Annotated in this window: 21 protein-coding genes; 9 read left to right on the forward strand and 12 right to left on the reverse strand. The window is 74.4% G+C overall.

Annotated features, from left to right (window positions below; genetic code table 11):
- Nucleotides 1-16 precede the first annotated feature (16 nt).
- A complete protein-coding gene (locus QRT03_RS04180) occupies nt 17-670 on the forward strand; it encodes a hypothetical protein (protein ID WP_286051247.1) in 654 nt (217 codons plus the stop codon).
- On the opposite strand, the gene QRT03_RS04185 is transcribed toward QRT03_RS04180, so the two are convergent.
- Together QRT03_RS04185 and QRT03_RS04190 are read right to left on the reverse strand one after the other, a co-directional pair.
- Nucleotides 667-1,809, reverse strand: a complete 1,143-nt coding sequence (locus QRT03_RS04185; protein WP_286051248.1) for an MFS transporter — start codon at nt 1,807-1,809, stop codon at nt 667-669. The two genes, QRT03_RS04180 and QRT03_RS04185, sit on opposite strands and share 4 nt — an antisense overlap.
- Nucleotides 1,810-1,926: 117 nt before the next feature.
- Entirely contained in the window at nt 1,927-2,109 is a 183-nt protein-coding gene (locus tag QRT03_RS04190) for a hypothetical protein (protein ID WP_286051249.1), read from the reverse strand.
- Nucleotides 2,110-2,255: 146 nt separating this feature from the next.
- On the opposite strand from QRT03_RS04190, the gene QRT03_RS04195 reads away from it, so the two are divergent.
- The 5 genes from QRT03_RS04195 (at nt 2,256) to QRT03_RS04215 (ending at nt 8,768) form a co-directional block, all read left to right on the forward strand.
- On the forward strand, nt 2,256-3,464 hold the full coding sequence (locus QRT03_RS04195) for a cysteine desulfurase-like protein (protein WP_286051251.1): 1,209 nt from the start codon (nt 2,256-2,258) through the stop codon (nt 3,462-3,464).
- Complete coding sequence (locus QRT03_RS04200; RefSeq protein WP_286051252.1) at nt 3,443-3,754, forward strand: DUF4326 domain-containing protein; 312 nt, start codon at nt 3,443-3,445, stop codon at nt 3,752-3,754. Before QRT03_RS04195 ends, QRT03_RS04200 begins: the two co-directional genes overlap by 22 nt.
- A gap of 156 nt (nt 3,755-3,910) precedes the next feature.
- Entirely contained in the window at nt 3,911-5,452 is a 1,542-nt protein-coding gene (locus tag QRT03_RS04205) for an APC family permease (protein ID WP_286051253.1), read from the forward strand.
- Complete coding sequence (locus QRT03_RS04210; RefSeq protein WP_286051254.1) at nt 5,449-7,425, forward strand: primary-amine oxidase; 1,977 nt, start codon at nt 5,449-5,451, stop codon at nt 7,423-7,425. Before QRT03_RS04205 ends, QRT03_RS04210 begins: the two co-directional genes overlap by 4 nt.
- A 161-nt stretch (nt 7,426-7,586) precedes the next feature.
- Nucleotides 7,587-8,768, forward strand: a complete 1,182-nt coding sequence (locus tag QRT03_RS04215; RefSeq protein WP_286051255.1) for a hypothetical protein — start codon at nt 7,587-7,589, stop codon at nt 8,766-8,768.
- Here QRT03_RS04215 and QRT03_RS04220 read toward each other — a convergent pair.
- Nucleotides 8,735-9,106, reverse strand: coding sequence for a winged helix-turn-helix transcriptional regulator (locus tag QRT03_RS04220; RefSeq protein ID WP_286051256.1), 372 nt, complete (start codon nt 9,104-9,106; stop codon nt 8,735-8,737). The genes QRT03_RS04215 and QRT03_RS04220 overlap by 34 nt on opposite strands.
- Before the next feature lie 119 nt (nt 9,107-9,225).
- On the opposite strand from QRT03_RS04220, the gene QRT03_RS04225 reads away from it, so the two are divergent.
- The 3 genes from QRT03_RS04225 to QRT03_RS04235 are packed head-to-tail and all read left to right on the forward strand — an operon-like array spanning nt 9,226 to nt 11,421.
- Nucleotides 9,226-10,092 (forward strand): NAD(P)H-binding protein, encoded by an 867-nt coding sequence (locus QRT03_RS04225; protein WP_286051257.1) that lies wholly within the window; start codon nt 9,226-9,228, stop codon nt 10,090-10,092.
- Between the two features lie 52 nt (nt 10,093-10,144).
- Nucleotides 10,145-11,095: a diacylglycerol/lipid kinase family protein gene (locus QRT03_RS04230; protein WP_286051258.1), complete on the forward strand. Its 951-nt coding sequence runs from the start codon at nt 10,145-10,147 to the stop codon at nt 11,093-11,095.
- Nucleotides 11,092-11,421 (forward strand): TraR/DksA family transcriptional regulator, encoded by a 330-nt coding sequence (locus tag QRT03_RS04235; RefSeq protein ID WP_286051259.1) that lies wholly within the window; start codon nt 11,092-11,094, stop codon nt 11,419-11,421. The genes QRT03_RS04230 and QRT03_RS04235 overlap by 4 nt, the downstream gene beginning before the upstream one ends.
- A 61-nt stretch (nt 11,422-11,482) precedes the next feature.
- On the opposite strand, the gene QRT03_RS04240 is transcribed toward QRT03_RS04235, so the two are convergent.
- From QRT03_RS04240 to QRT03_RS04280, 9 genes are all read right to left on the reverse strand, one after another.
- On the reverse strand, nt 11,483-12,004 hold the full coding sequence (locus QRT03_RS04240) for a hypothetical protein (protein WP_286051260.1): 522 nt from the start codon (nt 12,002-12,004) through the stop codon (nt 11,483-11,485).
- A 65-nt stretch (nt 12,005-12,069) separates the two neighbouring features.
- Nucleotides 12,070-13,260, reverse strand: coding sequence for an MFS transporter (locus QRT03_RS04245; RefSeq protein WP_286051262.1), 1,191 nt, complete (start codon nt 13,258-13,260; stop codon nt 12,070-12,072).
- Nucleotides 13,250-14,305, reverse strand: a complete 1,056-nt coding sequence (locus QRT03_RS04250) for a spore photoproduct lyase family protein (protein WP_286051263.1) — start codon at nt 14,303-14,305, stop codon at nt 13,250-13,252. Before QRT03_RS04250 ends, QRT03_RS04245 begins: the two co-directional genes overlap by 11 nt.
- Nucleotides 14,293-15,414 carry a nuclease-related domain-containing protein gene (locus QRT03_RS04255; RefSeq protein ID WP_286051264.1) on the reverse strand — a complete coding sequence of 374 codons (1,122 nt, stop codon included), beginning with the start codon at nt 15,412-15,414 and terminating at the stop codon, nt 14,293-14,295. Before QRT03_RS04255 ends, QRT03_RS04250 begins: the two co-directional genes overlap by 13 nt.
- On the reverse strand, nt 15,414-15,923 hold the full coding sequence (locus tag QRT03_RS04260; protein ID WP_286051265.1) for a DUF2505 domain-containing protein: 510 nt from the start codon (nt 15,921-15,923) through the stop codon (nt 15,414-15,416). The genes QRT03_RS04255 and QRT03_RS04260 overlap by 1 nt, the downstream gene beginning before the upstream one ends.
- Nucleotides 15,924-15,966: 43 nt before the next feature.
- Nucleotides 15,967-16,755 carry an alpha/beta fold hydrolase gene (locus QRT03_RS04265; RefSeq protein ID WP_286051266.1) on the reverse strand — a complete coding sequence of 263 codons (789 nt, stop codon included), beginning with the start codon at nt 16,753-16,755 and terminating at the stop codon, nt 15,967-15,969.
- Entirely contained in the window at nt 16,755-20,126 is a 3,372-nt protein-coding gene (locus tag QRT03_RS04270) for a molybdopterin cofactor-binding domain-containing protein (protein ID WP_286051267.1), read from the reverse strand. The genes QRT03_RS04265 and QRT03_RS04270 overlap by 1 nt, the downstream gene beginning before the upstream one ends.
- Nucleotides 20,123-20,599, reverse strand: a complete 477-nt coding sequence (locus QRT03_RS04275) for a (2Fe-2S)-binding protein (protein WP_286051268.1) — start codon at nt 20,597-20,599, stop codon at nt 20,123-20,125. The genes QRT03_RS04270 and QRT03_RS04275 overlap by 4 nt, the downstream gene beginning before the upstream one ends.
- 36 nt (nt 20,600-20,635) lie before the next feature.
- Nucleotides 20,636-22,153: a GMC family oxidoreductase gene (locus QRT03_RS04280; protein WP_286051269.1), complete on the reverse strand. Its 1,518-nt coding sequence runs from the start codon at nt 22,151-22,153 to the stop codon at nt 20,636-20,638.
- Nucleotides 22,154-22,224: the final 71 nt, after the last annotated feature.

Raw genomic sequence — 22,224 nt, forward strand, 5'->3', positions numbered from 1 at the left:
GCGGGAGGCGATCGCCATGGACGGGGCGACGCGGTCGTTGCTGGAGCTCTGGGACACCACCGAGGACGTGGTCGACGGCCTCGCGGCCCCCGACTGGACCCGCCCGCTCGGCCGGACCGACCGGGCGCGGGCGTGTGCCGCCCTGGACACCGGGGGCACCGACGTCGCCGACCTGGTCACCCACCTCACCGGCGGCCACCCCACCGACCCCGACCGGATGCGCGAGGAACTCGCCGCCGCCCACGTCCGCGCCGGCCGGGAGCTGACGCACGCGGCACCGCGCGGCGAGGCCCTGGCCGCGCAGTGCCTCGACATGTGCCTGCACACCCACGACCTGCTCGCGGCGCTCGACCGCGACCTCGACCCCGACGAGGCCGAGCCCGCTGCGGTCCAGGCCTGCCGGCTCGTCGTCGGGACCCTCCCGCGGCTGCTCGCGTGCACGCCGGAACTCCGGGCGTCGAGCCTGCGGGTGGTCGTCCGGGCGGGCGACGGCGCGGCCGTCATCGACCGGTCCTTCCCGACGACGGGTCACGGCGCGGCCGAGACGCTGGAGGCCGATGCCGTCGCCATGGTCCTGCTGCTCGCCGGCCGGCGGCGCGTCATGGAACTCCGCGACCTGGTCGCGTGGGACGGCCCGACCGCGGAGCGGGTGCTCGCCGCGGTCGGCTAGTCCATCCGCTGGCGGAGCAGGGCGCCGAAGGCGATCGCGGCGATGACGGCCACGATCACGGAGAAGACCACACCCGCCGTCACGAGCCCGAAGGCGGCGGACGCGATGCCCTCGCCGATCACCGGGAGCGAGATGGCCACATAGAGCACCAGGAAGAAGCTCGACGCGACCTCGCTGCGCCGCTCCGGTGGCGTCCCGGTGTTGACCGCGCCGAGCCCGGCCCGGAACGACATGCCCTGCCCGATCCCCGCGACGGCCGCCCCGACGAGCAGGACCCAGAGCGACGGGAGCGCGACCGACAGCCCGACGAGCAGCACGCCCACGACGAGGGCGACGCACCCGGTCAGCAGCGCGGGCCGCAGGGACAGCCGCGACGAGGCGACCTGACCGATCGTCGAGAAGCCGAGCAGGGTGAACACGACCAGGCCGCCGACGAAGTGGTTCTCCACCCGCAGGACCTGGCTGAGGAAGGCCGGCGAGACGGCGGTGAAGAGACCGAGCACGGCGAACCCGGCGAAGCCCGCGACGGCGGCGCCGACGAACACACCGCGCACCTCGGACGGGACGCCGAGCTTCTGCGGCGCCCAGGAGACGGGGCCGTCCGGCGTCTCGATCGGCTCGGCCACCAGGTAGGCGCCCACGGCCGTGAGCAGGACCAGGACGATGTGCACCGCGTAGGGCAGGAACAGCGGCAGGGGCGCGAACTCGGCGAGTGCTCCCGCGACGACGGGCCCGAGCCCGAGACCGAGCATGTTCACGCAGGCGGCGACGAGGCTGTACCGGGCCTGCCTGCCCTCCGGTGCGAGGTCGACCAGCGTCGCGGTGGCGGTCCCGGTGAAGATGCCCGCGGACAGCCCGGAGAGCAGTCGTCCGACGAAGAGGGCGGTGACGCTGTCCGGGATGAGGAAGACCGCGCTCGAGATCGCGGCGAGCGCGAGGCCGGGGAGCAGGACCGCGCGGCGGCCGAGCTGGTCGGACAGCCGGCCGAACAGGAGCAGCGCCGCGGCCACGCCGACCGCGTACGTCGCGAAGATCAGCGTGACGACGACCTGGCCGAAGCCGAGCTCGCGCTCGTAGAGCGGGTAGAGCGGGGTCGGCAGCGTCGCGCCGAGCATCGTGACGAGGAAGGCGAGCGCCACGACGACGGCGGCGGCCGGGCCGCGCAGTCCGCGGCGCGCGGCGGTGGGCGTACTGATCTGGGACTCCCGTCGGTCGACCTCGCGTCCGACGGTCGTTGTTCCCGCTCCCGATCGGGCCTACGCGGTGGCCGCGGTCTCCTCGGCGCGCACGGTGTCGAGGACCGACAACAGTACGGAGGCGCCGACGGCCTCGCGCCACCGCGGGCGGGGGCGCTCGGTGGCCTGCGGGACCGAGGACAGGTTGCGGTGCGTGGTCGTGGCCGGGTTCCGGCGCTCGTCCTGCACGAGTCCTGCGTCCATCTCGTCCACCCCGCTCCCGTTCGGCGCGACCATCGCGCCGTTCGTCGTGCGTGTATCCGCAGGATGGTCCTCAATCGTTACCTCGAAACCTCCTGGTACTCACAACGGGTGAACGCCCTGCGGCCTGCGGGGCTAGCGTGACCGTCGTGCCGCCCACCTACGACGTCGCCGCGCTGCGAGCGCGCTTCCCGGCTCTCGACGCGGGCTACGCGCACTTCGACGGGCCGGGCGGCTCGCAGGTGCCGGTCGAGGTCGCACGGGCGGTGGGAGAGACCCTGACCGCGCCGATCGCGAACCGCGGGACGTCCTACGCGGCCGCGCGGAACGCGGAGCTGGTCGTGCTCACCGCCCGGCAGGCGATGGCCGACCTGCTCGCCGCCGACCCGGGCGGCATCGTCTTCGGCCGCTCGATGACGGCGCTGACGATGGACCTCGCCCGCACGCTCGCCCGCGACTGGGGCCCGGGCGACGAGATCGTCGTGACCCGCCTGGACCACGACGCCAACATCCGGCCGTGGGTGCTCGCCGCCGAGCGGGCCGGCGCGACGGTCCGGTGGCTGGAGTTCGACCCCGACACCACCGAGCTCGACGAGGTCGGCACGGTCCTGTCCGACCGCACGCGGATTGTCGCGGTCACCGGTGCGTCGAACCTCGTCGGCACCCGGCCGGACCTGCCCGCGATCGCCGAGCAGGTGCACGCCGCGGGCGCCCTGTTCGTCGTGGACGCGGTGCACCTCACCGCCCACGCCGCGATCGACGTCGCCGCCCTGGGCGCGGACGTGCTGCTGTGCTCGCCCTACAAGTTCCTCGGCCCGCACTGCGGCGTGCTCGCGGCCGATCCGGCGTTCCTGGAGATCCTGCGCCCGGACAAGCTCCTCCCGTCGACGGACGCCGTCCCCGAGCGCCTCGAACTCGGCACGCTGCCCTACGAGCTGCTCGCCGGGACCACGGCGGCCGTCGACGTGCTGGCCTCCCTCGGGCCGGAGCACGGCAGCCGTCGGGAGCGGCTCGTCGCCGGGATGGCGGCGGTCGAGGCGCACGAGGACCGACTGCGGGTCCGCATCGAGGAGGGTCTGGCGGCGCTGCCGGGCGTCGAGGTGCGCAGTCGCGCCGCGCACCGGACCCCGACGTTGCTGGTGCAGGTCCCGGGCGGCGAGGCGCGCGCCGCGGCGTTCCTCGCCGACCACGGCGTCTTCGCTCCGGCCGGGTCGTTCTACGCGCTCGAGGCGTCGCGCCGGCTGGGCCTCGGCGACGACGGGGCGCTGCGCATCGGCCTCGCGCCGTACTCGGACGACGACGACGTCGACCGGCTGCTGAACTCGTTGGGGGAGGCGTGCCGGACCGGATCCAGCTGAGGCGTTCGAAGGGGTGGCGCAAGCCGGAGGGGACGATCACGGTCGCGCGTCCGTCGGCGTGGGGGAGCCCGTTCAAGCTCGGCGGGTCCGTCGAGGTGGGCGGCGAGCGGGTCACGCTCGACCGCGACCTGATGATCGCGGTCTACCGGCGGTGGCTCGCCGAGCACCCGGAGCTCGTCGAGCAGGTACGCGAGGAACTCGCCGGGCACGACCTGGCCTGCTGGTGCGCCGCGGACGAGGCCTGTCACGCCGACGTCCTGCTCCGCGTCGCGGCGGGCGGGGACCCGTAGCGGCACTGCGCGACCGGTCGGGCACCCGCCGTCACCAGCCGTCCGAATGGTCCTGTTCGTGCTGGTCAGGGGCTTGCGCGTTGACGTGGCGGTGACACGGGCGACACACGACCTTCCGAGAGTGGACGCGCCCCGCCCCGCCTCACGAGGAGCGCGATGACCGCCACCGCCCCACCCGTCGCCCCTGCGGAGAGCCCCGGTCGGCTCGCCGACAACGCCCTGGGACTCCCGTCCGTCCTGTTCTGCATCGTCACCGGCGCCGCGCCGCTGACCGCCATGCTGTTCAACGTCCCGGTCGCGGTGAACGGCGGCGGGTGGGCGACCCCCGCGGCCTTCCTCATCGCCACGGTGTCGCTGACGATCTTCTCCGTCGGCTACATCGCCATGTCGCGGCGGGTGACGAGCGCCGGGGGCTTCTACACGTTCGTCAGCCGCGGTCTCGGGCGCGTGATCGGCCTGGGGGCGGGCCTGCTCATCGCGCTCTGCTACATGGTCTTCGTCGGCGCCGTGATCGGGGTGATGGGGTACTTCGCGGCCTCGACCGTCGAGACCTTCACCGGGGTGGCGATCCCCGCCTGGGTCTGGATGGCGGTCGGGCTCGCGATCATGAGCCTGCTCGCCTGGTTCCACATCGAGCTCACGGCGAAGGTGCTCGGGGTCATGCTGGTCGCCGAGGTCCTCGCGCTGGCGGTCCTCTCGGTCGCGGTGTTCGTCCAGGGTGGCGCGGAGGGCTTCTCCGCGGCCCCGTTCAACCCGGCCGAGGTGTTCGGCAATCCCGGCGCGCTGCAGATCTTCGGGACGACCGCGGCCGGCATCGCGCTGTTCGCGGCGTTCTGGTCCTGGGTCGGCTTCGAGATGGCCCCGAACTACGCCGAGGAGTCCCGGGAGCCGCACCGGATCGCCTCGATCGCGACGTACGGCTCGGTGATCGGCCTCGGCGTCTTCTACATGATCGTCTCGTACGCCTTCGTCACCGGCTGGGGTCTGACCGGCTCCGTCCAGGCCGTGTCCGACCAGCTGAACGGCGTCGTCGCCTCGGCGTTCTACCCGCTCTCGGACCGCTTCGTCGGCGGCTGGCTGACGGTGGTCATCGAGATCCTGGCGGTCACCAGCTCGTTCGCGTGCGCGATGGCCTTCTTCAACACCGCGAACCGCTACCTGTTCGCGCTGGGCCGGGAGGGCGTCCTGCCCCGCGCCCTGGCCCGCACCTCGAAGCACCGCAGCCCGGCCGTCGCCTCGCTCACGACCACCGTCCTCGTCGCCCTCTACTGCCTCGGCTTCGTCCTCTACGACCCGTCCACCGAGGGCGCGCTGACCAAGCTCGGGACGTGGTCGCCCCTGCTCGGGGTGCTCGGCATCCTCGCCGTGCAGGCCCTGGTGTGCGTCGCGATCGTCCGCTACTTCCTGACGACGGGCCGGGACGGCTTCCGGGTCTGGAGCACCCTGGTGGCGCCGGTCCTGGGATGCGCCGCCATGGTGGGCGCCTGCTACCTGCTGGTCGACAACCGCGCCGAGCTCGCCGCCGCCGAGGGCGTCCCCTTCATCACCCTGCTGCCGTACGTGCCGCTGGTGATCTTCCTGGCCGGCGTGGTCACCGCCCTGGTCTTGCGTGCGAGGAAACCGGCCGTGTACGCCGGACTCGGACATTTCTCCCTCACCGACCCCGAGCTCGACACCCCGCAGGAGGTCGTCGCATGACCGCACTCGAGGAACCCCAGGTCGTCGTCGGGCACCCGCTGGAGCCGTTGACGGCGGAGGAGGTGACCGCGGCGTCGACGATCCTCAAGGACGCCCGCGGGCTCGGCCCCTCCGCCCGATTCGTGTTCATCCATCTGCACGAGCCGTCGAAGGCCGACCTGGCGTCGTGGGAGACGCAGCGGAGCGGAGCTCGACCCGGCGGGGCGTGGGAGCTGCCGCGCGAGGCCGAGCTCGTGCTCTACGAGCGCGCCGAGAAGACGCTCTACGAGGCCGTCGTCTCGCTCACCGAGGGCACCGTCCTCGCGTGGACCCCGCGACCCGGTGTGCAGGCCCCGGTCATGGCGGAGGAGTTCTTCGCGACCGAGGACATCGTCCGCGCCGACCCGCGCTGGCAGGAGGCGATGCGCCGACGCGGGATCACCGACTTCGACCTCGCGATGATCGACCCGTGGGCCTCGTCGTGGACCGGGCCCGAGGACGACCCGTCGGCTCGGCGCATCGTCCGGCCGCTCACGTGGATGCGGAGTGCCCCCGGCGAGCACGGCTACGCCCGCCCGGTCGACGGCCTGATCGTGACGGTCGACCTCGACCTGCGGGAGGTCGTCGAGGTGGAGGACCTCGGGATCGTCGACCTGCCCCCGCAGCCCGCCAACTACGAGCAGCCGTGGATCCACGACCCGGCGAACGTCCCGCGGGTGGAGACGATCCGCGACGACGTCAAGCCGATCGAGATCACGCAGCCCGAGGGACCGTCGTTCACCGTCGACGGCCACGCCGTGAGCTGGCAGAAGTGGCACCTGCGCCTCGGGTTCACCCCGCGCGAGGGCCTGGTGCTCCACGACGTCTCCTACGACGACCGCGGGACCCGCCGCCCGGTCCTGCACCGCGCGTCGCTCGCCGAGATGTACGTGCCCTACGGCGACCCGGCGCCGACCCACCGGTTCAAGAACGTCTTCGACCAGGGCGAGTACGGCGTCGGGTGGCTCGCCAACCCGCTGACGCTGGGCTGCGACTGCGTCGGGCACATCCGGTACTTCGACGGGATCGTGAACGACCAGGACGGTGGCGCCGTCGTCATCCCGAACGCGATCTGCATGCACGAGGAGGACACCGGGATCGCGTGGAAGCACACGGACTTCCGCACCGAGAAGGTCGAGGTCCGCCGTCGGCGTCGGCTGGTCATCTCGTCGATCGTCACCGTCGGGAACTACGAGTACGGCTACTTCTGGTACCTCTACAACGACGGCATGATCGAGTACGAGGTCAAGCTCTCCGGCGTGATCTCCACGGGCGCCGTGCCGGTCGGCACCGTGCCCGAGCACGGCACGCTCGTCGCGCCGGGCCTGTACGGGCCGAACCACCAGCACTTCTTCTGCGTGCGCCTGGACATGACGGTCGACGGGCCCGCCAACACGGTCACCGAGATCGACTCCGTGCCCTCCCCGCCCGGTCCGGCGAACCCGCACGGGAACGCGTGGGTCACGACGAGGACGCCCATCACCTCCGAGGCCGTCGGGGCGCGGGACACCGCGCCGTCGAAGGCGCGCTTCTGGAAGATCGAGAGCGCCACGGAGACCGGCCCGACGGGTGCGCCCACCGCCTACGCGCTGATGCCCGGCTCGACGGTGCCCCCGATGTACTCGCCCGACGCCGTGTTCGCCCCGCGCTCCGGCTTCACCGAGCACACGGTGTGGGTCACCGCGCACGACCCGGCGCAGCGGTTCGCCGCGGGCGACTACCCGCTCCAGGCCCCGGTCGGTTCGGGACTGCCGCACTACCTCGACGGCGACCGTGCGCTGGAGGGCACGGACGTCGTGGTCTGGTACACGTTCGGCGCCCACCACGTGGTGCGGCCGGAGGACTGGCCGGTGATGCCGGTGTCCACGATCGGCTTCATGCTGCGGCCGACCGGGTTCTTCGACGGCAATCCGGCGCTCGATCTGCCGGCGACCGAGCCGACGGCGTGCCACTGAGGCCCCTCCCCACGTGATCGAGCGGCACTCTCGCTGCTTCTATGCGCGCGAGAGTGCCGTTCGCTCGTTCCGGGGGTCGTCCTTTCGGGCTACGGTGCCGCGCCATGGGGGAGTGGTGCGGGCAGGCTCGCCGCGTGACGGGTGTGGCTGCCGTGGTTCTGGTGGGTGTGTTGCTGGCGGGCTGCGGGGGCGCGGCCCCGGCTCCGGCCGATGCTCCGGCCTCCGCTCCGAGCAGCGCCGATGCCCCTGCGGGGGCACTGCCGGCCGCCGTCACGCAGGTCCTCCCGACCGCGTACGAGCGGCTCACGGCGTCCGCCGACCGGCTCGACCCCGCGCAGGGCTACCCGCGCTCGGTCGACGCCGGGAAGGGCACCTGGACCACGAAGCCCGTCGACGACTGGACCTCCGGGTTCTTCCCGGGCCAGCTGTGGCTGGCCGGGCAACTGACGGGGGACCAGGCCTGGACGGCGCGGGCGCAGCGCTGGACCGCCCCGATCGGCGGGCAGGTCACGCGCACCGACACCCACGACCTCGGCTTCGTCGTCGGCGACAGCTTCGGCGCCCAGCAGCGGGCGACCGGGCAGGGCGCGCAGGAGGTCGTGACGGCGGCGCGGTCGCTCGCGACCCGTTACTCGCCGACGGTCAAGGCCATCAAGAGCTGGGACACCGACGGCGACGACGACAAGCGCGGGTCGTGGCGGTTCCCGGTCATCATCGACACCGTCATGAACCTGTCGTTGCTCGACCAGGCCGCGACGCTGCCCGGTGGTGACCCCAGCTGGCGGGACCTCGCGACCCAGCACGCCCGCACCGCGTCGACCACGAACATGCGGCCCGACGGGAGCATTGCGCACGTCGCCGTGTTCGACCCCGACACCGGTGCCTTCGTCAAGCGCGACACCTGGCAGGGCGCCGACCCCGACTCGACGTGGAGCCGCGGACAGGGCTGGGCGATCCACGGGTTCGCCGAGCAGGCCCGTGTGGCCGGCGACCCGGAGCTGCGCGCCGCCGCGGTGAAGGCCGCCGACTGGTGGCTCGCCCACACCGCCCCGGGCTCGCGGGTCCCGCCGTGGGACTTCTCGAAGCCGGGCGAGGAACGCGACACGAGCGCGGCCGCCGTCGCCGCCTCCGGGCTGCTGGACCTCGCGCAGCAGACCGGCGACGCGCGCTACCGGCAGGCCGCCGTCGAGACCCTGGAGGAGCTCGCGACGAAGGACGTCGCGCCCGGCGGCCCGGCCCTGCTCGCCCACGCCGTCGGCGGGAAGCCGCAGGACAGCGAGGTCGACGTGGGGATGGTCTACGCCGACTACTACTTCCTCGAGGCGGTCTCCCGCGCGTCGTAGGTCGAGCGCGCGGACTCGACGTCGGCGATGTGGGTCTCGGCCCACTCCTCGAGCCGGCGCATCAGCCCGACGAGGTCGTGGCCGAGGTCGGTGAGCCCGTACTCCACCCGCGGCGGGACCTCCGCGTACACCGTCCGGTGCACCAGGCCGTCGCGCTCCAGTCCGCGCAGCGTCTGCGTCAGCATCTTCGGCGTGATCCCGTGGATCCGGGCCGCGATCCCGCTGTGCCGCAGCGTGCCGCCGGCGAGCGTGCTCACGACGAGGACGCTCCACCGGTCGCCGATGCGGTCCAGGACCTGACGACTGGGGCAGTCCGCCGCGTACAGATCGCCTCTCACCTGGTCACTATCCACCAGGTGCGTACGGCACGTCAAGGTGCTCGCTCTCCATCGGGAAGTTGATGACGGCAGGTGGGGTTGGTCCCGGTGATCGCCTCACCCTGGAGAAGGAGCACACCGTGTACGTCATCACCGGAGCCACCGGGGCGCTGGGCCGCCTCGCCGTCGAGACCCTGCTGGAGCGGGTGCCGGCCGAGCAGGTCCGCGCCACCGGGCGGCGGATCGGGTCCCTGGACGACCTGGCCGCGCGCGGCGTCGACGTGCGCCGCGCCGACTTCACCGACCCGGCGTCGCTGCGCGCGGCGTTCGACGGCGCCACCCGGGTGCTCTTCGTGTCCGGCAGCGAGGTCGGGCAGCGGGTGCCGCAGCACCGCAACGTCGTCGAGGCACTCGCCGCGACGCCGACCCTCGAGCTCGTCGCCTACACGAGCATCCTGCACGCGCAGTCGTCCGACCTCGTCCTCGCCGGGGAGCACGCCGACACCGAGCGCCGCCTCGCCGACGCCGGTCTGCCGACCGTGCTGCTCCGCAACGGCTGGTACGTCGAGAACTTCCTGACGGCGGTCGGGGCCGACATCGAGCACGGCATGCTCGGCGCCTCCGGCGACGGCCGGTTCGACGCGGCGACGCGCGCGGACTACGCGGCGGCCGCGGTGGCGGCGCTGACCGGCGCGGCGTCGGCCGGCGACGTCCTGGAGCTCGGCGGCCCGGGCTTCACCCGCGCCGAGCTCGCCGCCGAGATCGGGCGGGCGGCCGGACGCGAGGTCACCTACACCGATCTGCCCGAGGCGGAGTTCACCGCCGCACTCGTCCGGGCCGGCCTCCCCGAGGCGTTCGCGGCGGTGCTCGCCGACAGCGACCGCGGCGCGGCGCAGGGCCTGCTCGCCGCCCCGGGCGACGACCTCGCCCGCCTGCTGGGCCGTCCGGCCCAGTCGTGGACCCAGGTGGTCGATGAGGCGGTCCGAGCGGTGCTCGTCACCCCCTGAGCCGGCCTGTTCGTCCGTCCGTGGGACGGGACGCGGCGGTACTGTTCGTCCCGTGTCCGCCGCGCCCGGTCCGTCCCCCGACGCCCCGGCGTTCCGCAGTGTGCTGCTCGTCTACAACCCGAACAGCACGGGCGGGGGCGAGGGCAAGGCCCACACGCTCGCGCGGGAGCTGCGCGAACGGGCCCCGGAGCTCGACGTCGAGCTGGTGCCCACCGAGTACGCGGGCCACGCGCGGCGCATCGCGGAGAGCGCGGCGCGCACGTACAAGCCGCTGGTCGTCTCGGTGTCCGGCGATGGCGGCTACAACGAGGTCGTCGACGGGGCGATGGCGGGCGGCGACGGGCACCGCACCGGCACCGTCGTCGCGGTGACGTCGGCGGGCAACGCGAACGACCACCGCCGCGTGACCCGGCGTCGTCCCCTGGCGGAGGCGATCGCGGACGGCAAGGTCGACCACCTCGACGTCCTGCGCCTGACGATCGGCCGGAACACCCCGCGCTACGCGCACTCCTACATCGGCCTGGGCATCACACCGGTCGTCGCCCTCGCCCTCGAGCGCGGGGGCAAGGGGTCGTTGCGGGAGCTCGTGACGACGTTCCGCGAGTTCCTCCACTTCAGCCCGTTCGAGATCGAGCTCGAGGCGTTCGAGGGCGAGTCCCGCGATGGCGTCGGGGTGGGCGAGTACCTGGGCCCGCACCGCTACGACAGCCTGATCGTCGCGAACCTGTCGGAGATGGCGAAGTACGCACGGCTCTCCGAGGGCGACCCGGCCGACGGTCGCTTCGAGATCGTGTCCATCCCGCACCGCGGCCGGGTGCGCCTGCTGTTCACCGGGCTGCGCGCCGCGTGGAAGGGCCTCGGCTGGCAGCCGAGCGCCCGGCACCTGCGCTTCCGCACCTTCGGGGAGCTCCCGCTGCAGCTCGACGGCGAGGTGATCATGCTGCCGGGCGACACCTCGGTGGCGGTCGAGCTGGTGCCCGGCGCCCTCGCGACCGTCCGGTGAGCGCCGCCGACGACCTCGCCGCCGCCCGCGAGGAGACCGGGGCGCGGATCACGGCGCTCCAGGCGCAGGTCGCGGGCATCGTCGAGACCGCCTCGGCCAGCTCCGGCGACGACGAGCACGACCCCGAGGGCCAGACGATCGCCTACGAGCGCGCCCAGGCGCAGGCCCTCCTCGACCGTGCCCGCGCCGACCTGGTCGAGATCGACGCTGCACTGGCCCGTCTGGACGCCGGCACCTACGGGATCTGCGAGGTCTGCGGCCGCGACATCCCCGGAGAACGCCTGGAGGCCCGCCCGGCCGCGCGGCGGTGCGTGCGGCACGCGTAGCCCCTCCTGTGCGTCAGCAGTGCGGCCATGCTGACACTCGACGTCACATTCGTGGGCGGTATCAGGGCCGCCGGAACACCTCGCCCGCCGGCCGGACGGGCTTGGCTCCCGCCGCGGCGATGAACCGCTCCTCGGCCCGCGCGGCGGCCTCCGACGACATCCCGGTGACCCCGAGCCGGTCCGTGACGGGCCCGAGCAGGTCCGCCGCCCCGTCGTCGGGAATCGCCGTCAGCAGCATGTGCTCGCGCATCCAGGCGGTCAGCCGCTCCTCGTCCGCCTTCGGCAGGACCACCTCCGCGGCCCAGGTCGGCGCCAGCGCGAGCTCGTCGAGCAGCAACCCGGCCAGGACGCGGCGGAGACGGGAGACGCCGGTGCGGTAGAGGTCCTGACGGCGGATGCGGTTGCGCAGCATGCGGGCCGCGCCGACGTCGAGCAGCAGTCGGCCGTCGTGCTCCGCTCCGCCGAGACCCGTCCGCGTCAGCGTCCACCACGCGTAGAGCCCCGGCGCCCCCGGCAGGCCCGCGACCGTCTCGTCCAGGGAGCCCGGAACAGCGGTCAGCGCGGCGACGGCGTCCTCGAGCACCCGGACATTGTCGGATACGAGGTCCGATTGTGACGTCCAGTGTCAGCATGGCCGCACTGCTGACGTCACGACGGCCCCCGCGGGCGCAGCGACCGGGCGAGCAGGGCCGCACCGAGGGCCGCGACGGGGACGAGCAGCAGCCCGGTGCCGACACTCGAGGCGTCCGCGATGGCGCCGATGACGGGCGGGGTCACCAGGAAGCCGAGGCGGGCGAGGAAGCCGACGACCGCGATGCCGTCGCCCGGTCGCACGCCCGGGACCGTGCCCGCTGCCGCGAACGCCAGCGGGAACAGGGTCGCGACGCCGAGCCCCGCGAGCGACCACCCGACGACCGCCGCCACCGGGTGCGCGACCAGCAGCGCGACCGCCAGCGCCACCGCGGCCACCAGCGCACCGAGGCGCGCCACCCGCGCCGCCCCGAAGCGGTCCACGACCCGGTCGCCGCCGATCCGACCCGCCGTCATGAAGACCTGGAAGGCGACGAACGGGAGGCCTGCGACGAAGGCGCCGGCGCCGAGGTCGTCGCGCAGGTACACCGCGCCCCAGGAGGCCGACGAGTCCTCCACCGCGCCGGAGCACACCATGAGCCCCGCGATCGCCAGCAGGCCCAGCACGGCGGGCCGCGACCGCAGGACCGAACGGACCCCGGCCGAGCCGGAGTCGGACGAGGCCTGGTGCGGCGGGTCCGGCACGACGAACAGCCACGCGAGGGCCGAGACGATCACCAGGACCACTGCCACCGCCCCGAGGTGCCACCCGATGGGCACCCCGAGCCCGGCGGCGCCCGCCCCGAGCAGGCCGGCGCCGACCGCGGCGACGCTCCACGTCGCGTGCAGCCCGTTGATGATCGAGCGGCCGTAGCGGTCCTGGACGACGAGGCCCTGGGCGTTCATCGCGGCGTCGGTCCAGGCGTCGGTGATGCCGAGGACGAACAGGGCCGCCGCGAGCGCCCACCACCCCGGGGCGACCGCCACGAGCGGCAGCAGCAGGGCCCCGAGCAGCGAGATCGACGCCGCCACCCGCCCGCTGCCGAACCGTGCGATCAGCGGACCCGCGAGCACCCCGACCAGCAGCGCCGCCGCGGGGAAGGCCGCGATCGCGCTCCCGAGCTCGGCGTTGGAGAGCCCCAGCCCGTCGCGCAGCGCCGGGAAGCGCGGGACCAGGGAGTTGTAGGTGGCCCCGTTGACGACGAAGAGCGCCATGACGGCGCCCCGGGCCCGGCGGTCCGCCGTGGTCGGGCCGACCTCAGAACGCATAGCGGATCGGCAGCCACGGCGCATGGACGCCCACGAGCTCGCGGAAGCGGGCGACGGCCCGCCGTTTCACGTCCAGTCGGTAGCGCACGTTCTCCTGTCCGTTCTGCGAGGTCTTCGCCTCCTGGGCCTCGGGGCGCCACAGCACGTCCTCGGCCTTCGGGTGCCAGCCGAGGTTCACGTCGTGCAGCCCCGCGTTGTGGGTGAGCAGGATGACCTCGCAGGCGAGCCGCTCCCGCGTCGCCGGGGTGAGCGTGTCGGTGAGCTCGTCGAGCAGCGCGGCCCAGCGCCGCTGCCAGCCCTCGCGCAGGACGACGGGCGAGAAGTTCAGGTGGACCTCGTAGCCCGCCGCCCGGAAGTCCTCGATCGCGCCGATCCGGTCGTCGATCGGGGAGGTGCGCAGGTCGAGCAGCTGGGAGTCCTCGCGGGGCATCAGGGAGAAGCGCACGCGGGTGGAGCCCTGCGGGTCGAGGCCGAGCAGGTCGCGGTTGACGAACTTCGTCGCGAACGAGGCCTTGGCGCCGGGCAGCCCGCGGAAGTGGGCGACGGCGTCGGCGACCCCGTCGCTGATCATCGCGTCGACCGAGCAGTCGGAGTTCTCGCCGAGGTCGTAGACCCAGTCGACCGGGTCGCACTGGTTCGGCTCCGGCTTGGGGCCGGTGCGGGCGAGGTGCCGGCTGACCGCCCGCAGGATGTCGTCGACGTTGGTGAACACCGTGATCGGGTTGGCGTAGCCCTTGCGGCGCGGGACGTAGCAGTACGCGCAGGCCATGGCGCAGCCGTTGGCCGACGACGGGGCGATGAAGTCCGCCGAGCGCCCGTTGGGTCGCACGGTGAGGGACTTCTTCTCCCCCAGGACGAGGTTCTCCGCCTTCACCCGCACCCAGCGGGTCACGTTGCCCGCGTTGCCGTGCAGGTCGGGGATCGCCCAGTGCGAGTCGACCTCGCGGACCTCGGCGTCCGGGAACCGCGCGAGCACCTCCTGGCCGCGCATCGAGACCAGCGAGGCCGGCTCGGCCCAGATCGTGTCGACGTCTAGGAGAGCCACGTGTCCGACCGGCGCGCCACCGCGAACGTCTCCTCGACCGCCGCCGGGGTCAGCCGGTCGCCGCGGCTGCGCAGGGCCCGCGCCAGGTCCCCGGGGCGGGTGACGACGACGCCGCGCGGGCGGCTGTGGTTCACGATCGTCGCGCCGACCACGACGACGACCGGCGTCACCGCGGGCGGGTTGAGGACCTCCTCGAACCCGGCGGCGAGCGCGATGCCCTCCGCGAGGCGGTCGGCCGCCTCCTCGGCGAGGGTGCGGATGCGGGCCAGGTCGATGTGCTGCCCGTCGACCTCCAGGCCGTCCGTGGACGCGATCACCTTCCCGCCGGGCTGGGGGCGGTCCTCGACGACGAAGACCCCGCTCGGGCAGAGGATCAGGTGGTCGAGGGTGACGGTCTCGCCGCCGACCCGCATGTCGATCCCGTGCAGCATCCGCCAGCGCGCGGCGCGGCCGAGGCGGGACGACACCGGGGCGGCGAGCTCCCGGCTCAGCGCCGCGGCCACCTCGTGCCGCGCGTCCGCCCGCTGGCGCAGGGCCTTGTCCTCGTCGCGCCGGCCGGCCCGGCGGGCCTCCGCCGCGGCCCGGGCGAGCCCGTGGTCGGGGGCGTAGCGGGCGAGGTCGGCCGAGGGCGCCAGGGCCCGGCGTCCCGACCGCTCGTGGCCCGCGGCCTGCGGCCCGCCGTCGTCGAACGCGTCGAAGCGGTAGCCGTCGGCGGAGTCCGCGGACCAGCCGCCGGCGGGCGTCGGGACCCCGGCCTCCAGTGCGGGGGTCATGGGCTCCGAGCGGCGGACGGGCGCCGTCACCCGCTCGCCGTCGGCGGCGCCGTCCTGCGGGCGGGGGAACCCCAGCGTGTCGTTGACGCGGGAGCGCACCCGCTGCCGACGGCTCGGCGTCTCGACCGGTGCCCCGCCCGGGCCGAACCCGGGGAAGGGTGCGAGGCCGTGGGCGGTCAGCCACTCGTCGAGCTCGGCGACGAAGGTGTCGCGGAACGCCGGCGGGACGTCGGTGACGAGCCCGGTCTCGAGGTCGTAGGTGCCGAGGCGGCTGCCGTACGGCGAGGTCACGACGACCTTGTCGCCCCGGCCGAGGCGGTTGCGGCGTGCGGGCATCACCGGCTCCGGTCGTCGAGCCAGCGGGTGATGTTGTCGTGCTCGACGCGCGTCAGTGCCCGCACGCCGTCGGCGACCGCGCCCTCCACGAACGCACCCGCCAGCGGGATCGTCACCGTCACGGCGACGTCCACGTCCAGCAGGCACGCGGGCCCGCCCCCGTTCCGCACGCTCGCCACCGACATCGTCCCCTCCGCCCGTACCGGCGCCCGCGGCACGCTCACCTCGACCGTGCCCTCGCAGCGCTCGTCGGACAACCGCCACCGCTCCGTGCGTCGCAGCACGAGCCCGCCGGTCAGCAGCCGTCCGATGGCGGGCGGCACCTGCCCCGTCGGCACCGGTTGGCGGACGACCACCTCGACCCGGGACCCGGACACCTCGTGCCGTTCGACCTCACCCCCGCCGCCCGCGTCCAGCCGGGCCCGGTGGAAGTCCGGGTCGGCGATCGCGCGGGCGAACGCCGACACGGGATGGGCGTACTCCCGGTCGGCGTGCAGACGGGTCGTCACATCCGGCCACCCTAGGTGGAACCCGGCACCGCGGCACGGTCCCTCACCGAGCGGACAGCCACCTCGCCACGGCGTCCGCGAACACGTCCGGGCGGTGGTCGACCGACGGCACCCCGGTGTCGGGCAGCAGCGCGCTCTCCGCGTCCGGGATCGCGGCGAGGATCTTCCCGACGTCGGGTCGGGAGAAGGTGTCGAGCTCCCCGCACAGCACCAGCGTGGGCGCGGCGACGAGGCCGATGCGGTCCTCCATGCGGTACCGGTTGACGGCCTCGTGGCCCTCCTCCACGCGGTCGAGCACGGCGACGGCGTCGTGGACGAGGCGTTCGAGCAGGTCCGGGCGGTCGGACGGGTAGTAGGGCGCCCGGTTCTCCCAGAGCTGCCGGAGGTGGCTGCCGTCGGCGGCGCGCACGACGTGGTCGATCGGCGGGCGGCCGGTCGCGACCTGCTCGCGCCGCGCCGCGTCGACGTAGGGCATGCCGGAGAGCACCAGCCCGGTGACCCGCTCCGGCGCCGCGGCCGCGATCTCGACGGCGACGACGGCCCCGGTGTGGTGCCCGACGAGGGTGACGGCCCCGAGCCCCAGCGCCTCGCACAGGTCCAGGATCCCAGCCGCGAACGCCTCGATCGTCCAGCGCCCGGCCGGGCCGTCGGACAGGCCGAAGCCCGGGGTGTCCGGCGCAACGGCACGGTGGGTCACCCCGAGCCGGGGCAGCACGTCGCGGTACTCGTCCCACGAGCGTGGCGTCTGGTGCAGCAGGATCACCGGATCGCCCGCGCCGTCCTCGGCGTAGTGGATCTGGCCGTACCGGGTCTCGGCGAACCGGTGGTGCATCAGGGCTCCAGGATCTGCTCGACGGCCTGCTCGACGAGGCCCGCGGCCGCGTCGAGCTTCCAGCCGTTGCGCGGCAGCGGGTGGGCGTGGCGGTCGAGCTCGGCGTCGACGAGACGGCGGACGGTCGCGACGTCCGGCCGGGTCCCCCGCAGGGCGGTCTCGACCGCGGTCAGGCGCCAGGGGGTCGGGGCCAGCGCCCCCAGGACGAGGCGCACGTCGTGCCAGGTCCCGTCGGCGCCGACGACGACGGACAGCGCCGCGGCCGCCGTCGCGAAGTCGCCGGTGTACAGGCCGAGCTTGGTGGCGACGCTGCGCCGGCCCGCGACGAGCGGGATCCGGACCTCCAGCACCAGCTCGCCGTCGGCGAGGACGGTCTCGCCCGGTCCGGAGTAGAACTCCGCGGCCGGCACCTCGCGGCGGGCGCCGCCCGGGCCGACCAGGACGAGCACGGCGTCGAGCGCGGGCAGCACGGTGCCGAGGTCGGACGGCGTGACGGCCTGGCAGCGGTGTCCGTCGACCGCAGCGTGCTGGAAGCGGTGGTCGCCGAGGACCGCGTAACAGGGGCTGGTCGGGCCGTTGCGCTTGTAGCAGTCGAACCCGTTGCGGAAGAACCAGCAGCGCTTGGCCTGCACGAGGTTGCCGGCGACCGTGGCGCTGTTGCGGATCTGCGGGGAGGCGATCGTGTCGATCGCGGTGGCGAGCGCGGTGGGGACGGAGGGGTGCGCCGCGAGCTCGGCCAGCGTCACGGCCCCGCCGACGTGCAGGGCGTTCCCGACGACGGCGAGGCGGCGCAGCTCGGTGACCGCGGTGGTGGCGACGAGCACCGGGGCGGGCCGGGGCTGCCGGGCCCGGTCGGGCAGCACGTCGGTGCCCCCGCCGAGGGCCTGCGCGCCGGGGGCGGCGAGCGCGGTCAGCGCGTCGTCGAGGCCGGTGGCCACGTGCACCTGCGGCGCCGGGGCCGGCGGGCGGGCCCGCATCCGACGTGCGGGCCCGAGCCGGGTGCCGTACCGGTCGAGGACGTGGTGCAGGCCGAGCGGGTACAGCGCGCGGATCGCGGCGATCCACCAGCGCGACGGCCGGCGCCACACGTGGTGCCGCCGACGCCGACCCTCCTGCTCGGCGAGCGCGGTGAGCACCTTGTCCGGGGTGATCGGCAGGTCGCGGATCCGCACGCCGACCGCGTCGGCGACGGCGTTCGCGACGGCGGCCCCGGGCGGCACGATCGACATCTCGCCGACCGACTTGGCGCCGTAGGGCCCGGCGGCCTCGTGGTTGTCCACGATGTGCGCACGGACGCGGGGCACGTCGGCGTTACGGGGCAGGGCGTAGTGCAGGTAGCTGGTCGGCACCACGCGCCCGCCCTCGCGGACGAGCTCCTCCCCGAGCGCCGCGCCGAGGCCCATGACGGCGCCGCCGACGATCTGGCCCTCCACCGCGGTCGGGTTGATCGCGCGGCCGACGTCGTGGGCGGCGAGGTAGTCCACGACGTGGACGGCCCCGGTGCGACGGTCCACGTCGACGACGGCACCGTGGGCGGCGAAGGCGTAGCTGGGCGAGAGGTTCGCGCGGTCGCGGTCGGGGGTGAGCATCTCGGTGCCCTCGAGCAGGTAGCTCGACTCGTGGGAGAGCACCCCGTCGCGGGCGTCGTCGGCGAGCCCGACCAGGTCGCCGAGCTCGACGTCCTCGTCCCCGGCCCGGGCCCGGCCGCCGGACAGCGTGACCGCGTCCGCGGCGACGCCGAGCTTCTCCGCGGCCAGGGCCCGGAGCCGGTCGCCCAGCTCCCGCGCGGCCTGCCCCACCGACGAGCCCGTCATGTGGGTGCCGCGGGAGGACCAGGCGCCCAGCTCGAACGGGGTGCGCTCGGTGTCGATCGAGAGCACGGAGACGTCGGCGAGGTCGACGCCGAGCTCGTCCGCGGCGATCTGGGCGAGGATCGTGTTCTGACCGGTCCCGGCGTCGGAGCCGCCGTGACGGACCTGCACCCGCCCGTCGTCGGACAGGTCCACCGCGGCGTCGCTGCGGTTCGCGAACTCGTAGGCGTACGCCCCGCTGCCGTGCGAGCCCGCGGCCACGCCGCGGCCGCGGGCGACCGGTCCCGACGACGGGCGCGCACCCTCCCAGTCGAGGCCGTCGCGGACGGCGACGAGGCAGTCCCCGAGCCGGTTGGTACCGACGCGGTAGCCGCACAGCGTCTCGGCGTGCTCCGGGGCGAGGTTGCGCAGTCGCAGGTCGATCGGGTCGATCCCGAGGCGCTCGGCGATCTCGTCGACCTGGGACTCCATGGCCAGCGAGACCTGCGGCGTGCCGTAGCCGCGGAACTGGCCGCCGGGCTGCGTGGCGGTGTCGACCAGGCGCGCGGTGAACGCGACCCCGTCGGGCCGGTACATCGAACCCAGGGTGATCACGCCGACGCGCATCACCGAGGTCCCCATGTGGTTGTAGCTGCCGTTGTCGACCGCGATGTCGGCGTCGAGGGCGCGGAGCACGCCGTCGGCGTCCGCGTGGGTCGCGAGCGTCGTCGCGAACCGGTGGCGGGGCTTGTTCGCGCCCAGCTCCTCCTCGCGGGAGAGCGCGAGGAGCACGGGGCGCCGGGCCGCGCGCGCGAGGGCGGCGGCGAGGACCTCGTGCTCGGAGGCCTTGGACTTGCTGCCGAACCCGCCGCCCGTGGCGACCTCGCGGATCACGACGTCGTCGTGGTCGATCCCGAGGAGCTGGGAGACCTCCTTCGCGAGGAACCACGGCGATTGGGTGGAGGTCCACAGCTCGACGTGGTCGGAGTGCCAGACGGCGAGCGTCGTGTTCGGCTCCATGCAGGCGTGCGAGACGCTCGGGTAGGAGAAGCCGCCGGTCACGGACACCGTCGCGGCGTCGCGCCCGCCGTCGGCGTCGCCCCACACCGTGTCCAGGCGCATCGACACGTTCGCCTCGTCGGTGGTCCGCACGTGCAGCCGGCGGGCGCCGCGCGCGCGGGACTCCGCGGTGGTGAGCGGGGCGCGCCGCACCCGGTAGCGGACCCGGATCGCGCGCACCGCGGCGAGGGCCTGCTCCGGCGTCTCGGCCGCGACCGCCGCGACCTCCTGCCCGACGTGCCGGACGACGCCGTCGGCCAGCGGCGGCCGGTCGGAGAGCGGGCCACCGCGGTGCACGTAGCGGGCGCCGGGGGCGAAGTCGGCAGCCGTGATCACCGCGTGCACGCCGGGCATCGCGCGGGCGGTCCGGGTGTCGACCGAGCGGACCTCGGCGTACGGGTGCGGCGACCGCAGCACGGCGCCGACGAGGTGCTCGCCGGGCAGGTCGGCGGTGAACGGGGTCCGCCCGGAGGTGCGGGCGTCCCAGTCGATCGGGCGGACGCGGGCCCCGACCCAGCTCACGAGTGCACCTCGGGGCGCTCGTCGGCCACGCTGCAGACCGAGTCGACGATGGCCTGGTAGCCGGTGCACCGGCAGATGTTGCCGGACAGGGCGTGGCGGACGTGCTCGCGGCGGGCGCCGTCGTCGGCGGGCAGCCCGGCCCGGAGCAGCGCGCACGCGTGCACCACCTGCCCGGGCGTGCAGAACCCGCACTGGAAGGCGCCGGTGTCGGCGAAGTGCTCGCGCAGGTCCCGGCTCTCGTCGGCGAGCCCCTCGCTCGTCTCCACCGGCTCCCGCACCAGCACCGCCGGGGTGATGCAGGACATCGTCGGGCGACCGCCCACCAGCACCGTGCACGCGCCGCACTCCCCGCGCCCGCAGGCGACCTTGGCCGCGGTGAGGTGCAGTTGCTCGCGCAGCACCGCCGCGAGCGAGGGCAGCCCGGCGACGTCGACCTCGCGGGGTCGACCGTCGACGACGAGCGTGTGGGACACGGGGCCTCCCGGTGGTGGACGGGTGGAGGGCGGGCGTCAGGCGATGAGCTCAGCGGCCCGTTCCGCGATCATGACGGTGGGGGCGTTGGTGTTGGCCGAGGTGATGGTCGGCATCACCGAGGCGTCGGCGACACGGAGTCCCTCGACACCGCGGACCCGGAGCTGCGGGTCGACGACCGCGTGCTCGTCGGTGCCCATCGCGCAGGTGCCGACGGGGTGGAAGTAGGGCATCGCGGCGCGCCGGACGAACTGCTCCAGCGACGCGCGGTCGGTGGCACCCGGGGCGACCCGCCGGGCGACGAGCTTGCGGAACGCCGGCTGGTCGGCCAGCTCCAGCCCGATCTCCACGCCGGCGACGGCGGCGTCGACGTCCGCCGGGTCGGTGAGCATGTTCGACCGGAGGTCCACGCCTCCGTCGGCGGTGAGCCGCAGACGGCCGCGGCTGCGCACGCGCATGACGCCGGGGGCGAGGACGAAGGCGTTCGCGGGCACGGGGTGGGCGGCGGCGACCTCGGCCGACACGTAGGGGATCTGCACCGACACGAAGGTCAGGTCGGGGACCGCCACGTCGGGGGCGCTGCGCCAGAAGGCCATCGAGCCCTCCAGGTTGTCGCGCAGCGGCGGGAGCTCCTCGGCGGCCTCGAAGCACAGCCCGGCGAGGATCGGGTGCTCCTGGAGGTTCTCGCCCACCCCGGGCAGGTCGAGGACGGGCTCCACCCCGACGGCGCGGAGGTGCTCGGCCGGACCGATGCCCGAGGACAGGAGCAGGCGCGGGCTGTCGATCGACCCGGCGCACAGCACCGTCTCGCGTCCGGCCCGGATCTCGTGGGTCTCCCCGTCGACCCGGAACCCGACCCCGACACAGCGTCCGCCGCGCAGCGTGAGCCCGGTGACGTGGGCCCCGGTGACCACGGTGAGGCGCTCGTGGTCGAGCACCGGGCGCAGGTGGCCGGTCCAGGTGCTGGTCCGGACGCCGTCGTGGGCGTCGACGTTAATCGGGCCGGCGCCGACGGGCTCGGCGACGTTGATGTCGTCGAGGTAGGGCATGCCGTGGCTGACGCCGGCCTCGACGAGGGCCTGCGCGACGGGGTGCAGGTCGGTGCACCGCTCCACCCGCACCGGACCGCCCGCGCCGCGCAGTGCCGAGGCACCGTCCTGCCAGTCCTCGCTGCGCCGGAAGAAGGGCAGCACCTCGTCGTAGCCCCACCCGGTGGCCCCGCCGGCGGCCCACCCGTCGTAGTCCGCCCGCTGCCCGCGGACCCACACCAGGGCGTTGGTGCTGCCGGAGCCGCCGAGCACCCGTCCGCGGGAGAGCAGCAGCGTGCGGCCGTCGAGCCCGGGCTCCGGCCCGTAGGTGTAGGTCCAGTCGTGGCCGGCGCCGATGTTCTCCACCCAGCGGGTCGGGTCGGTGGACGACCCGAGCTCGTCGGGGGAGCCGCCGGCCTCCAGGACGACGACGGTGCCGTCGGTCGTCTCGAGCAGTCGACGGGCGAGGACGCAGCCGGCGGAGCCGGCACCGACCACGACGTAGTCGGCGGAACGGGGAGGCGTCACGGCGGTCTCCGGGGGCAGTGGTGGACGTACTTTGTACGGGACAGTGAACGACCGGTGTCCGGCCGTCGTCA

This window comes from Actinomycetospora termitidis (assembly GCF_030286555.1).
Taxonomy (GTDB): domain Bacteria; phylum Actinomycetota; class Actinomycetes; order Mycobacteriales; family Pseudonocardiaceae; genus Actinomycetospora; species Actinomycetospora termitidis.